General features: G+C 58.2%; 13 protein-coding genes and 2 pseudogenes. 9 read left to right on the top strand and 6 right to left on the bottom strand.

The features are described from left to right. Positions 1-17 precede the first annotated feature (17 nt). A complete protein-coding gene (locus ACZ9DP_RS02185; protein ID WP_476200034.1) occupies positions 18-506 on the top strand; it encodes a hydrolase in 489 nt (162 codons plus the stop codon). Between the two features lie 229 nt (positions 507-735). Here ACZ9DP_RS02185 and ACZ9DP_RS02180 read toward each other — a convergent pair whose 3' ends face one another. Next, positions 736-1233 (bottom strand): YciE/YciF ferroxidase family protein, encoded by a 498-nt coding sequence (locus tag ACZ9DP_RS02180; protein WP_074071038.1) that lies wholly within the window; start codon positions 1231-1233, stop codon positions 736-738. A gap of 229 nt (positions 1234-1462) precedes the next feature. Between ACZ9DP_RS02180 and ACZ9DP_RS02175 the strand changes: the two genes are divergently transcribed. The 3 genes from ACZ9DP_RS02175 to ACZ9DP_RS02165 all read left to right on the top strand — a co-directional run bounded on the left by ACZ9DP_RS02175 (position 1463) and on the right by ACZ9DP_RS02165 (position 2818). Next, positions 1463-1693, top strand: coding sequence for a DUF6894 family protein (locus tag ACZ9DP_RS02175; RefSeq protein WP_194730293.1), 231 nt, complete (start codon positions 1463-1465; stop codon positions 1691-1693). Between the two features lie 17 nt (positions 1694-1710). Next, positions 1711-2292 (top strand): cysteine hydrolase family protein, encoded by a 582-nt coding sequence (locus ACZ9DP_RS02170; protein WP_476202159.1) that lies wholly within the window; start codon positions 1711-1713, stop codon positions 2290-2292. A 295-nt stretch (positions 2293-2587) separates the two neighbouring features. Beyond that, positions 2588-2818 carry a hypothetical protein gene (locus ACZ9DP_RS02165; RefSeq protein WP_476200032.1) on the top strand — a complete coding sequence of 77 codons (231 nt, stop codon included), beginning with the start codon at positions 2588-2590 and terminating at the stop codon, positions 2816-2818. A gap of 16 nt (positions 2819-2834) precedes the next feature. On the opposite strand, the gene ACZ9DP_RS02160 is transcribed toward ACZ9DP_RS02165, so the two are convergent. Further along, positions 2835-3773: a hydrogen peroxide-inducible genes activator gene (locus ACZ9DP_RS02160; protein WP_194730295.1), complete on the bottom strand. Its 939-nt coding sequence runs from the start codon at positions 3771-3773 to the stop codon at positions 2835-2837. A 233-nt stretch (positions 3774-4006) separates the two neighbouring features. Here ACZ9DP_RS02160 and katG point away from each other — a divergent pair. Beyond that, a pseudogene (katG, locus tag ACZ9DP_RS02155) lies at positions 4007-6209 on the top strand (catalase/peroxidase HPI). Between the two features lie 143 nt (positions 6210-6352). Here katG and ACZ9DP_RS02150 read toward each other — a convergent pair. Further along, positions 6353-6603, bottom strand: a pseudogene (locus ACZ9DP_RS02150) (EF-hand domain-containing protein); the annotation flags it as partial. A gap of 20 nt (positions 6604-6623) precedes the next feature. Continuing rightward, positions 6624-7262, bottom strand: a complete 639-nt coding sequence (locus tag ACZ9DP_RS02145) for a pyridoxamine 5'-phosphate oxidase family protein (RefSeq protein ID WP_476200029.1) — start codon at positions 7260-7262, stop codon at positions 6624-6626. Between the two features lie 175 nt (positions 7263-7437). Here ACZ9DP_RS02145 and ACZ9DP_RS02140 point away from each other — a divergent pair, with 175 nt between their 5' ends. Continuing rightward, positions 7438-7899 carry an NUDIX hydrolase gene (locus ACZ9DP_RS02140; protein ID WP_476200028.1) on the top strand — a complete coding sequence of 154 codons (462 nt, stop codon included), beginning with the start codon at positions 7438-7440 and terminating at the stop codon, positions 7897-7899. Between the two features lie 331 nt (positions 7900-8230). Here ACZ9DP_RS02140 and ACZ9DP_RS02135 read toward each other — a convergent pair whose 3' ends face one another. After that, positions 8231-9334 carry a saccharopine dehydrogenase family protein gene (locus ACZ9DP_RS02135; protein ID WP_476200026.1) on the bottom strand — a complete coding sequence of 368 codons (1104 nt, stop codon included), beginning with the start codon at positions 9332-9334 and terminating at the stop codon, positions 8231-8233. 138 nt (positions 9335-9472) lie between these two features. On the opposite strand from ACZ9DP_RS02135, the gene ACZ9DP_RS02130 reads away from it, so the two are divergent. Next, positions 9473-9904: an Lrp/AsnC family transcriptional regulator gene (locus tag ACZ9DP_RS02130; protein WP_476200024.1), complete on the top strand. Its 432-nt coding sequence runs from the start codon at positions 9473-9475 to the stop codon at positions 9902-9904. A 335-nt stretch (positions 9905-10239) separates the two neighbouring features. On the opposite strand, the gene ACZ9DP_RS02125 is transcribed toward ACZ9DP_RS02130, so the two are convergent. Further along, positions 10240-11310: an ABC transporter ATP-binding protein gene (locus tag ACZ9DP_RS02125; RefSeq protein ID WP_476200023.1), complete on the bottom strand. Its 1071-nt coding sequence runs from the start codon at positions 11308-11310 to the stop codon at positions 10240-10242. A 99-nt stretch (positions 11311-11409) separates the two neighbouring features. On the opposite strand from ACZ9DP_RS02125, the gene ACZ9DP_RS02120 reads away from it, so the two are divergent. Next, a complete protein-coding gene (locus ACZ9DP_RS02120) occupies positions 11410-12087 on the top strand; it encodes a GntR family transcriptional regulator (protein WP_476200021.1) in 678 nt (225 codons plus the stop codon). Next, positions 12084-13064: an alpha/beta hydrolase gene (locus ACZ9DP_RS02115; RefSeq protein ID WP_476200020.1), complete on the top strand. Its 981-nt coding sequence runs from the start codon at positions 12084-12086 to the stop codon at positions 13062-13064. The genes ACZ9DP_RS02120 and ACZ9DP_RS02115 overlap by 4 nt, the downstream gene beginning before the upstream one ends. Positions 13065-13082 lie beyond the last annotated feature (18 nt).

Below are 13082 nucleotides of genomic sequence, written 5' to 3'. Positions count from 1 at the left end.
GCTCCATTGTTCCATTCATGATCTACTTTACGAGTGACACCCATTTCGCCGACCCACGTGTGCTGCGGATCGATCGCAGGCCGTTCCCCGATATGGCAGAGCACGACGTTGCGCTGATCAGTAACTGGAATGCCATCGTCGGAAAAGACGACGACATCTGGCATCTCGGCGACTTCATGTCGTCGAAAGGGGGCGACTGCGATCAGCTTCTTTCGATGCTGAACGGCCGCAAGCACTTGATTATTGGCAACTGTGATCCCGAGACGACAACGAAGGCTGAGAACTGGACCAGCGTTCAGCATTATGCCGAGCTCGTTACAGACGAGCGTCTTGTCGTGCTATGTCATTTTCCGTTCCGCACTTGGCACAAGATGGGCAAGAACTCGATCAACCTTCATGGGCATTCGCATGGCCGGCTGAAGCCGATGCCCCGGCAATATGATGTCGGCGTTGATGCGCGGGCTCTCCGACCGGTCACACTTGCGCAGCTGCTGTCATTGCCGTGACACTTGCGGTCTCGATCATTCGATGGCGACTGACAATGCCGAAAGGCGCTGCGTTCCCCATCCCTGTTGCGACCGCGTAACACGGATTGCATTTGGACAGAGCAAATGGTCGTAGCGCATAAATGTCCCGCCCGGGCCTGGTCGATGAAAGAGCAATCTCCAGCCCGACGCGGGGGCATGCTGGAAGGCCGCGGGAATGGCGGCCCTCCAAGCAATCAGAAATAATGACTCATGCAGCCTTCGTTGCCTTCACATTTGCCGAAGTTTGCGCAAGCTGGGTGAGCTTCTTGTCGGTGGCTTCCTCTTCCGCGAGGCTTGCCTGAAGGAGAGGGATCGCGTCCTTCAGACCCAGCTGCTTGGCCCAGGCGATCAGCGTGCCGTAGCGGGCGATTTCATAATGTTCGACAGCCTGGGCCGCAGAGATCAATCCTGCGTCGAGTGCAACAGAGCCCTTGAACTCTTCGATGATCTCTTCGCTTTCGGCGATGATGCCCTGGATCGCCTCGCAGGTCTTGCCACGAGCGGGCTTGCCGATGATCTCGAAGACTTGCACGAGCCGCTCGATCTGACTTTCGGTTTCGTCACGGTGTTTCAGGAAACCCGCTTTGCCTTCCTCCGATTGCGCCGCGCGCGCCATCTTCGGCAAGGCTTTGAGGATTTGCTTCTCGGCGAAGTAAATGTCCTTCAGCGTGTCGACAAACAGGTCGTTTAGCGTCTTTGCAGCCATTCTGCTCTCCTATGGTAGGGGGTAAGTGACCAACCTGAACGCGACGCAGCGCGGGATGTTCCGATCAGCTGACAACAAGCCCATTGCGCACCGACATGCGAAACGCAAAACCTCTGCGAGATGACCCGATTGCCCGTCGTCTTCGGAATGATTGTCCAAGGGCATCACGTTTCCAAGCGGAACCAGCGCTCACGCAAAGTGTTTCACTGACAACCCATGGAGAGCTCAGATGAAATACTTTTACAGGGTCGTCGGCGCGAAAGGGGAATTGGCAGAGACGAGCTGCGAGTTTGACGGGGTGCAGGCTGCAAAGGCCGAAGCCCGCAACGCTCTTACCGAGACTGCCGCCGGCGGATTGCCTGAAACCCCCGTCCACATGTTGTCGGTCGAACTGTTCGACGAAAACCGCCTGCCAATCACTGAGCTGCGATTAATCCTAGAGGAAATTAGCAAGGAGTGACGCCGCTGAGCGAGCATATGCACAGTCTTGGCGAATGGCGTCACTTGTGCGTGGACATGCAGTGCCTGTTCTTCGAGGCGACGCCATGGCACGTCGAATGGATGAAGCGCGTCTTGCCGCTGGTTGAGGAGGTCGCAGGCCATCATGCCGAGCGGACGGTCTTTACGCGATTTATTCCACCGGAAAACGCAGCCGACATGCCAGGCACGTGGCAACACTATTATGAGAAATGGTGGATGATGACGCGCAAGCAGCTGCCGTCCGGTCTGATAGAACTTGTCCCTTCGCTTGCCCGCCTTGTGCCGCCTGCTCGGGTGTTCGACAAGCCCACTTACTCACCTTGGATCTGTGGACGGCTCCATGCGACGCTTGCCGAAGAGGGCGTGTCGACCCTTGTTATCAGCGGTGGCGAGACGGACGTCTGCGTATTGGCTGCGATCCTGGGTGCAATCGATCTCGGCTACCGGGTCATTTTATTGACGGATGCTGTCTGTAGCGGTGCAGATGAATCGCATGAGGCGTCATTGGAACTCCTGGGCGAGCGATTTTCAGTGCAGCTTGAGCTGACGGAAACCGATCGATTTCTGCAGTGCATCTAGTCGACGCTCCTCGCGCCCCGGCCGTACATGCACAGGAACACGCAAAGGCTGACGTCGATGCCACGGCTTCTAGTCAGGGGGTTTCGTCGTTCTTTCGGAGAATGGCGCATCAGTTCCGGGATCATGCATTGCCATGCTGCCGCACCTTTTTCAACGGTGGGGCCCAGGGAGGGGGAAACTTGGCCTTTTCGCCTCGCCGGTTGTTCTGGCGCGGTCAAATTTCTTCCCGCCATTGGGTCGTTTCGCGAAGTTGTGCGTTTACCATCGTAGAAACAGAGCCCGCCAGGAGAGAATTATGACCAAGACCTTTGACCTGTCCGACTTGTCCGATGAGGAACTGGCCTCCCTCATCGACGAGGCAACAACCCTGCGAGACACCAGACGTGCCAGCCGTGAAGGTGAGCGTCGAGTAGCTTCGGATGGTTCGATGGGGCAGGATGTGAGGGCCCCGGATCATGGCGTTATCCCCACGCCCACGCCGCGGGAAGTCAAGGATGAAGGTCAGGCACATGGCGTGCCCAAATAATGGCGCCGGGAGCCAGTTATTGCTCGGCACCCACGTCCACGATGCTGGATTTGTATTGCTTGCGCATCGCATCGGCTGACTGACGAACGATTTCAGAAACCTTCAAGAACTGTTGAGCTAAGGGGCTCGTCTTGCGCCAGATCATGCCGATCGTTCGTGAGGGTTGAACGCTCTGAAAGTGAGCGACAGAGACTGACGCCGAGCGCGTCTCTACTCTAACGGCCATTTCGGGGATCAAAGTGACGCCAATGCCGGCGCTGACCATTTGGACCAGCGTCGACAAAGAGCTGCCGTCCAGCAGCTCTCGCGGCAGCGCCGAATGAATGTTGCAGAATGACAAAGCCTGATCGCGAAAACAGTGCCCCTCTTCCAGTAGAAGCAGCCGCATTTCACGCAGGGCCTCGCGGTTGGGTACAGGCTTACCTTCATCCTCGCTTGGTCGGACCAGCACGAAATTCTCCGAAAACAATGGAACCTCGGTCAACGAAGGTTCGGATACCGGCAACGCGACAATTGCAGTGTCGAGCCTGCCTTCCGCCAGTTCATGAACCAGCTTGGAGGTCAACGTCTCGCGCACGTGGATCTCAAGCCCGTCATTTATGCGGGTGAGGTTGCCGATGATCGCAGGCAGCAGGTAGGGCGCGACCGTCGGGATCACGCCTATCCGCAACCGCCCCACCAGCCGGTCCTGCGAAGCGCGAGCCAGGTCTGCCAGTTCATCAACAGAACGCAGGATGTCGCGCACGCGAAGCGCAAAGGCTTCCCCGAAGCTGGTCAGCCGGACTTGACGCGCGCCTCTTTCGAAGAGCTCTGTCCCCAGCGTTTCTTCGAGTTCCTTGATCTGCATGGACAAGGCGGGCTGGGAAATCGCACAGACATCTGCCGCGCGTCCAAAATGGCCTTGTCGGGCCAGCGCCTCAAAATAGCGAAGCTGCTTGAGCGTCAAATTTGTCATAACCTCACCTTATCGCTGCAATCAGAAAATCCAACTTAAATTAATGAAGCAGCTTGGATATAGTGCCCAAAGCAGAGAGGAGATGCGGCCGCTGTCTGACCCGTTTGTGATCGACGGCGGTCTGCAGCGTGTTGATGTCTAAATATCCGCAACGCCTAACGCCGTAAGCTCTTTTCCTGCAGGGCCGTCTTCCGCTGGGTCACCCAGTACAAGTTATCGCAAGGGATAAAAACATGGATTCAAAAGTCGAGACCGCGGGCAAGTGTCCGGTTGCCCATACACATACGGCCCATGGCGGTCGGTCGAACCGGGACTGGTGGCCGAACCAGTTGAATCTCAAAATTCTTCATCAGAATTCCTCGCTATCCGACCCTATGGGCAAAGCATTCAACTATGCCGAGGAGTTCAAGAAGCTCGATCTGGAAGCCCTGAAAAAGGATCTCTTCGCGCTGATGACTGATTCGCAGGACTGGTGGCCGGCGGACTTCGGTCACTATGGCCCGCTTTTCATACGCATGGCATGGCACAGCGCGGGCACCTACCGTACCGGTGACGGGCGCGGCGGCGCGGGAGCCGGTCAGCAGCGATTTGCACCGCTCAACAGCTGGCCGGACAACGTCAACCTCGACAAGGCGCGCCGGCTGCTATGGCCGATCAAGCAGAAATACGGCAACAAGATCTCCTGGGCCGACCTCATGATCCTCACTGGCAACGTTGCGCTGGAGTCGATGGGCTTCAAAACGTTCGGCTTCGCCGGCGGTCGCGCGGATGTGTGGGAGCCAGAGGAGGACGTCTACTGGGGCGCCGAGGACACTTGGCTTGCCGACAAGCGCTATTCTGGCGAACGAGACCTCGAGAACCCTCTCGCCGCTGTGCAAATGGGCCTCATCTACGTCAATCCGGAAGGACCGAACGGCAATCCCGATCCGCTTGCCGCCGCCAGGGACATTCGTGAGACCTTCGCGCGCATGGCCATGAACGATGAGGAAACCGTTGCGCTCATTGCAGGCGGACATACCTTCGGCAAGACGCATGGCGCAGGCGACGCCTCACATGTCGGCGTAGAGCCCGAGGGGGCTGGCATCGAGGAGCAGGGCCTCGGCTGGACAAGCAGCTTCGGAACGGGCAAGGGCGGTGACACCATCGGCAGCGGCCTGGAAGTCATCTGGACCACGACACCGACGAAGTGGAGCAACAACTTCTTCTGGAACCTGTTCGGTTACGAATGGGAACTGACGAAGAGCCCGGCCGGTGCGCATCAGTGGACACCGAAGCACGGTGCGGGTGCTGCTACCGTACCGGACGCGCACGACAAGTCCAAGCGTCACGCGCCCTCCATGCTGACCACGGACCTTGCCTTGCGCTTCGACCCTGCCTACGAAAAGATTTCGAGGCGCTTCTTCGAAAACCCGGATCAGTTCGCCGATGCATTTGCCCGTGCATGGTTCAAGCTGACCCACCGCGACATGGGCCCGCGGGCACGCTATCTCGGCCCGGAGGTTCCGGCAGAAGAACTGATCTGGCAAGATCCTGTTCCCGCCGTTGATCACGTCCTGATCGATACGCAGGATATCGCCGATCTCAAGGACAAGATCCTCGCATCGGGACTGCCCATCTCCCAGCTGGTCTCGACCGCCTGGGCTTCGGCGTCGACCTTCCGCGGCTCCGACAAGCGCGGCGGCGCGAATGGCGCGCGCATCCGTCTTGCGCCTCAAAAGGACTGGGAGGTCAATCAGCCGGCCCAGCTGGCAGCCGTGCTCGACACACTCGAAGGCATCCAGAAGGCGTTCAACGATGCCCAGCCTGGCGGCAAGAAGGTGTCGCTTGCAGATCTCATCGTGCTCGGTGGCGCAGCGGCCGTCGAGAAGGCGGCGGCGAACGGCGGTCATCACATCGGGGTTCCGTTTACACCCGGCCCGCACCGACGCGACGCAGGAGCAGACCGATGTGGCCTCCTTTGCCGTTCTCGAACCGATCGCCGATGGGTTCCGCAACTATCAGAAGGGCGAATATTCCATTTCGCCCGAGGAGTTGCTGATCGACAAGGCGCAATTGCTGACGCTGACCGCGCCGGAAATGACGGTTCTCGTCGGCGGCCTGCGAGTGTTGAACGCCAATGCGGGACAGTCCCAGAACGGCGTCTTCACCACGCGCCCTGAAGCGCTCACCAACGACTTCTTCATCAACCTGCTCGACATGGGCACGGTTTGGAAGGCGGCTCCAGGATCAAAGTATGTGTTCGAGGGACGCGACCGCAATACGGATGAGCTGAAGTGGACCGGTACCCGTATCGACCTCGTCTTCGGCTCGAATTCTCAGCTTAGGGCGCTTGCCGAGGTTTACGGTCAGAGCGACACGCAAGAGAAGTTCGTGCACGATTTCGTGGCGGCCTGGACGAAGGTGATGAACGCCGATCGCTTCGATCTCGTCGCTTGAGATGAAACGCGCTTGGGCGCGGCTGAAGTCCAGCCGCGCCCAAGCGCTAAACAGGGGCAAAATGCCTCCGTGCAAATCTGCGCGCCGGCGTGCACCAATACAGACCGGGACCTGGTGCACGATTTTGCTGTCGCAGTCGGCCGTTGTTGCCGCATGAACGCCTGCATCTCCTCGGGTATGACCTTGCCGTCCTTGTTTGCATCGACCTTGTCAAAGATCCGCGTGCGGATCGCGGTTACCTCCCGCGTCAGCGATGGCGAACATGATCTTCATCATATGACCACGCATAGGCGCTATCAGCAATTCCAACCATAATGCCGGACGGCATCATGTCTCGACCCATCATCCCGCGAGGCATCGTCCCTGGTCCTGCCGGCTGGATCGCCTCGTCCTGACACGCCGAAAGTTGAGATATCACTGCTGCTCGAGCGGCCGGGCGGACCGGCCGGTGAGCGTTTGAATGTTGATCGCATAGTAGATCGGGCTGGTTTCAGTGTCCGAGCGCATCGCCTCCGGCTTCAGGGCGCCAATATCCCACCAGTCATTATGCTTTTGCAGAAGTGACCATGCGTGCATCCGCTGGGCGCGCCATGACTCGATGTCGGGCAGCTCCTGGAACTTGCCCGTGGCGATGACGCAGTTCCAACCCTTGCCTCCGCCCTGTTCCTCCGCTTCAAAGCAGACGTTTGGATTATCCCGCATCCATTCGATCTTCCTGCCCGCCAACGAGAAGCTATAAATGGTGTTCGCTTCGTAGGCGAAATAGATCGGGACAATGTAGGGACTGGCCTCCCTGCAGCATCCAAGCCGGCCGAAATGTGCTCGCTGCAGCAGCTCAACGCATTCCTTGTTGCTCATTTCATGAACTTCAAACACGCAAATACCTCCCTGTGATCTAAAATAGCGTTCCGCGCCCACATTGGTAGCGAGCATACCTGCAAGGAAGGCCATCCGGCTTGATGTCGGTCTTGCGCTAGCTTTTACATCCCTCTGCACCCTCCGGAAATTTGACGTCAGGACGCCATTGTCGGGCTGCAGGGTTTCGAGCGACATTTTCTTTCTCCTCTGCAGGCTTGCAATGGTTGCCCGGTGACAGGAGCTTAGGACGACGATGGCGGAGTGAAACTATGATATTCGTCAAACTGCAACGGCGGAGTTTCAAACGCCGTATAGTCGGATCTTGTAGAGTAGGAGCTATTCGTTCCTGCCTCCCAAGGAGGCTCTTGTCATGCCGAAACGTAGCGCAGGCCTTTTGATATTCCGGCAGATCGCCGGATATCTGGAAGTGTTTCTGGTCCATCCGGGTGGGCCGTTCTGGGCGCAGAAGGACGAAGGAGCCTGGTCGATCCCGAAGGGCCTTATGGACCAAGGTGAGGATGCGCTGGAGGCTGCGAAACGGGAGGTGTTCGAGGAGGTGGGGTCCAAAATCGAAGGCAACTTCAACTGGCTCGGCGAATACCGGCAGCCCGGAGGTAAAGTCGTGCTGGTATGGTCAATAGAGGCCGATATCGCCGCCGACTCAATCGTCAGCAATACATTCCAGATCGAATGGCCTCCGAGATCAGGGAAAATGAGGGCGTTTCCAGAGGTTGATCGAGCCGGATGGTTCCGTCTTGACGAAGCCGAACACAAGATATTGAAAGGTCAGCAACAGGTGCTTCTCGCTTTTGGAGCACGCCGGCAACCCTAGCTGGGCGGCTTTCCACCGGCTCGAGCCAACAGGAACAAGGCGATCATTGCGCGTGACCATTTGGCGAACGGCAGAAGCGCACCCCTTGCTCGCAGTTCGCACGCCTTGCGCCGTCCGTGGCGCGGAACGAACGGCCGGCGTCGATTTCTTTCTCGTATTCGCTGCGGCGTTGAAGGCCCTATGCTTCAATTGGCATGGCTCTTCACTGCATCTTCAGCAAACAGGAGCTTAATCCGGTCAATCGATGTTCAACGGCTCTTCAAACAGACTGCGCCGGTGCAAACCAAAAGCGCGGCTCTTCGGAGCAGCCGGGACCTCATGTTCCAGGATTTCAGACAGCTTCTTTCACCTTGATTGCGTCCGGATTGTAGACCTGCCCGAAACGGTTGTTCAGGAGAGTTGTAAGATCGACCTCCTCTTGGCGGACGAAGCCCTTGGTGGGCAACTTACCATGCGACAAAAGGTCGAGAACGGTGGCAATGCCGGCTGCGGTGGTGATCTGGATGGCACTCATCTTCTTCCCTCCAACAGTCCCAGCATAGACCTTGTTGGCATAAGTCTCCTGCATGTAGCGGCCTTCGCGCCAGCCGCAGACAGTGACGAAAATAACCACGACGTCTTGCATGGTGGCCGGCAGGGCGTTCTCGAACAGATCCTTCAAAACGTCACGCCGGTTCTTTAGATTGAGGTCGTTGAGCAACGCCTTGATGATCGCCTGATGCCCGGGATACCGAATCGTGCGGTAATTCATCGTGCGCACCTTCCCTTCCAGCGTCTTGGCGAGGGTTCCCAAACCTCCCGAGGTGTTGAAGGCTTCATAGGTTACACCGTCGAGCGAAAACTCTTCCCGCTCCTCCAGGGCCGGTACGGTCACCAGCTTTCCTTCGACGATTGCCTCGCAAGGCTCGATATATTCATTGATCAACCCATCCGTGCTCCAAGTCAGATTGTAGTTCAACGCGTTGGAAGGATATTGCGGAAGCGCTCCCACCCGCATGCGAACACTGTCCAGACTGTCGAAGCGCTTTGCCAGATCGTTGGCGACGATGGAGATGAAACCGGGCGCCAATCCGCATTGTGGGATGAAAGCCGTCCGTGCGCCTTTGGCCAACGCCTCCACCTTTTTAGTCGTTGCCACGTCCTCCGTCAGGTCGAGATAATGTACGCCGGCATCGAGGGCAGCCTCAGCCACCAATCCCGTAAGATCAAAGGGTGCAGCGGAAAGCACGGCGACCTTTCCCTTAAGAACAGTGACAAGACTCTCGCGGTCTGAAACGTCGAGGACGACCGTGCAAATCCCGAGGTGACGATCGATCTTTGAAAACTGCGTCTCGCTACGGTCAGCCACCGTAACCCGATAATCGCCTGTCGCTGCAAGCATTGCCGCGACCGCACCACCGATCTTGCCTGCCCCAATGATCACGATTTCCTTCATAGACGTCCCCTGGTCGTTTGCCTTCGATGAACGTAGATGATGTCAACGCAAGGTCGAATCATAGCTATGAAACGAGCATTTCGCTGTATAATATTATGCAAAACGACGAACCAGTTGAGCGAAATGTAGGTGGGAACGATGCAAATCACAGGGAAGGATCGCGATCTGCTGGCGTTGCTCGCGGAGAATGCCCGCCTGCCGGTGGCGACGCTTGCCAAGCGGCTGTCGCTGTCTCGGACGACGGTCCAAGCACGGCTTGAGCGATTGGAGCGGGAAGGTGTGATCGAGGGCTATGGCTTGAGGTTGTCGGAACGCTACACGGCCGGTCTCGTCCGGGCGCATGTCCTGATTACCATCGCTCCTAAAGCGCTTTCGCAGGTCACCTCGTCCCTTGACAAGATCCAGGAGGTGACGACGCTTCATTCCGTAAGTGGTTCATTTGACCTGATCGCAATCATTACAGCGCCATCGATCGCCGAACTCGATCAGTTGATCGACCAGATCGGAACAATTGACGGCGTTGAACGAACGCTCTCCTCCATTATTCTCTCGACCCGCATCGCACGATGAAAATGCCAGAGCGTCGCCTTTATTCGCCGGTGCCCGGAAAATATCGAAAGTAGGGACGTCTTCGCCGCTTGGCGGGCAAAGGTTTCGCTGTGGTCGAACAGGAAGTCCGCGAGCTTGAACGTCTTGAGCTCCCGCTCTGATGTTCGCTGAGCACAGCAGATCTGCTCAAAACATTTGCGGCGGATCTTCGGTTCTAACTCCCCTTAAAGGGTGTCCGGCCCGGAGATTGCAACAGTTTGGCCCTAAGACATGGGCGACAACCTCATGCGGAGCGGGTTGTCGATGGTTTACAACTTCATAGAGTGGGGCCGCTCTCACTTCGGGCGAGCTGAAGGTCAGTTTACGCGCCGGCCGGTGGATGTGTTGAAAAGATGGATTGACGCGGGATTGCCGCGCAGGTGAATTTTTTCTCCAACCGTGATGCCGGTGTCTCGTGGCAGTTCTACCGCAAGCATTCGAGCGTCGCCGATTTCAACGTAAGCGTAGGTCTGGCTACCGAGCCGCTCGGCGACTGCAACTTCACCGGAAAACCATGCGTCTTCAGGTGAACAGCCCACCAGATCTTCCGGACGGATCCCGAAGGTCACGGACGAAGCAACGCTGCGTTCGCCGGCAACTGCCGCCACATCGATGGAGCGCCCGAGAACACTTAACCGGTTGTCGTCCGTCCATGGGGCAGCGATCGTGTTCATGGTCGGACTGCCGATGAAGCGGGCGACGAACAGGCTCGCTGGCTTGCGGTAGAGATCCAAGGGCTTGCCGATCTGTTCCACCACGCCGGCATTCATGACCACGATCCGATCTGCAAGCGTCATGGCTTCAACCTGGTCATGCGTGACATAAACTGTGGTCGCTTTCATCCGATTGTGAAGTTTGGCGATCTCAAGGCGCATCTCGACGCGCAACGCGGCATCGAGGTTGGAGAGCGGCTCGTCGAAAAGGAAGGCTGCCGGTTCGCGAACGATCGCGCGGCCCATGGCAACACGCTGGCGCTGGCCACCGGACAATTGCGCCGGGCGCCGCTTGAGGAAATCCGTGATCTTGAGGATGTTGGCGGCGTTTTCGACGCGCCGGTCGATCTCGTCCGGCGTCGCACCTCGCATCTTTAGGCCAAAGGACATGTTGTCCTCGACGCTCATATGCGGATAGAGCGCGTAGTCCTGAAAGACCATGGCAATGTTGCGATCGGCCGGCGACAGCGTGTTTACTTTAGTGCCGCCGATGGCGAGCTCGCCTCCGGTTATATCCTCAAGTCCGGCAATCATTCGCAGGAGAGTTGACTTGCCGCAGCCGGAAGGCCCCACAAGCACCAGAAATTCACCGCTGGCGATATCGATGTCGATATCGTGGATCACCTGCAGTTCGCCGTAGGACTTGCGGATCTTGTTGAGCGTGATGGCCGCCATCTGGTTCCTCCCTATCTTTTTCGACCTTGACGGCCATTATCGATATCATTATTGATAACGATAAGACAAAAGAGACGCAACCGGCAACAGGCTCGATCAATGGCATATTTTTCAGCCAGACCCACTGTCACGAAGCCCCCAAAGGCGTCTGTCGCCTTCAATGCCCTGAAGCGTGACATCATGCTGGGGAACCTGGCGGCCGGAACCGGGCTGACGGAACTTGAACTCGCGGCGCATTTCCAATGCAGCCAGGGAACAGTGCGCGAAGCGCTTTTGCAACTTCAGGAAGAAGGCCTCGTTCGCCGTCAGGGCCATCGCGGGACGCAGGTTTCTGAATGTACCGCGGATGAGGCGGTGGAGATGTTCCGTCTGCGTACCCACATCGAGTGCACCGGTCTTCCCCGGACAATGCGGTCGCCGGGCAGGGCGTTGATCTCCGATCTGAACGCCATGCTCGACGATATGGTAGCCGCGGCCGAGGCAGATGACGAGCTCCATCTTGCCGCAATCGACCGGGATTTCCATCGCCGCATTCTGGAAGCCGCCAATCTCCCGGCTCTCGATCCGATCTTGCACCGGTGCCTCGTTCACAACCACCGCTTCAAGATATCGAGGAGCCGTTCGGCGCGCGACCTTCGCGCGACGGCATTACGCCACCGCAGCATCATCGACGCCATCGAAAGCGGCGACGTCGCCAATGCGACCGCCGCCATGCGCCACCATATCGCGACGATCGTCGATTTCGGGCCCGACGTTTTTCCGGATGCAAACCAGTGAGCGCGGTCGGGGCAGATCCCGGAGTGCTCTCCGGGGAGATGCAGGCCCTCATAGAGAGCGTTGCGGCCGAGACGGGCCCGCAGACCGATCCGACGCTCATGCCTCCTGCCCAGGGGCGGGCCCTGTCGGCACGTAACAACGCGCGCTGGAACGTCAACTTGCCGCCGATGGCGGTGGACAGGGAAGTCTGGATCGCCGCCGACGGCGTCCTTGGTTCTCAACGCTGCCGGTTACGCATTCTTTCGCCGTCAAATGCCGAAGGCGGCATCATCTTTTTCGTGCATGGCGGCGGCTTCGCCTTCTGTAGTCCGGAAACCCACGAGCGTTGCGCACGCGTCCTGGCCGAGGAAGCCGGCATGACCATCGTCATGCCGGATTACCGGCTGGCCCCGGAAAATCCCTTCCCTGCCGGCCTGCTTGATACGGTCGCGTGTCTTCGGGCTGTTCTTCAGGGCAAGATCGAAAGGATTGATTGCCGGCCGCTTTTCGTCTCGGGAGATTCCGCCGGCGCCAATCTAGCACTTGCAGCGATGTTGCATGAGTTGCGCGAGGGCCGCGCCCTTCCGGACGGCGGCCTGCTGTTTTACGGCAATTATGCATGCGATCTTTCCGGCGAGTCCTATCGTCGCTTCGAAAACGGCCCCGGCCTGACGACGGAGCGAATGCGCCGCTATTGGAATTGGTATGCCGGTGATCGAGCGATCGCTTCCGACCCGCTGGCCTGTCCGCTGGCGGCACAAGATGGCGCGCTGTCGAAGCTGCCGCCGCTCTATCTGATGGCTGCGGGTGTCGATCCGCTCTTTTCAGATACGACGACACTCCATGCGCGCCTGACGGCGCTTCACCGCAATGACCACATCGACATCGTCAAAGGGGTCACACACGGGTTCCTGCAGAACACAAACGAAATTGAGGCGGCGCGGGAGGCGCTGCGCTCGGCCGGTTTGGCGGCAAGGGCAATGAAGAGAAGACCTTAAACAAATTGCTGAAACTGG

The organism is Rhizobium sp. USDA 4016 (assembly GCF_056279705.1).
This window is presented reverse-complemented; position numbering and strand designations above follow the sequence as displayed.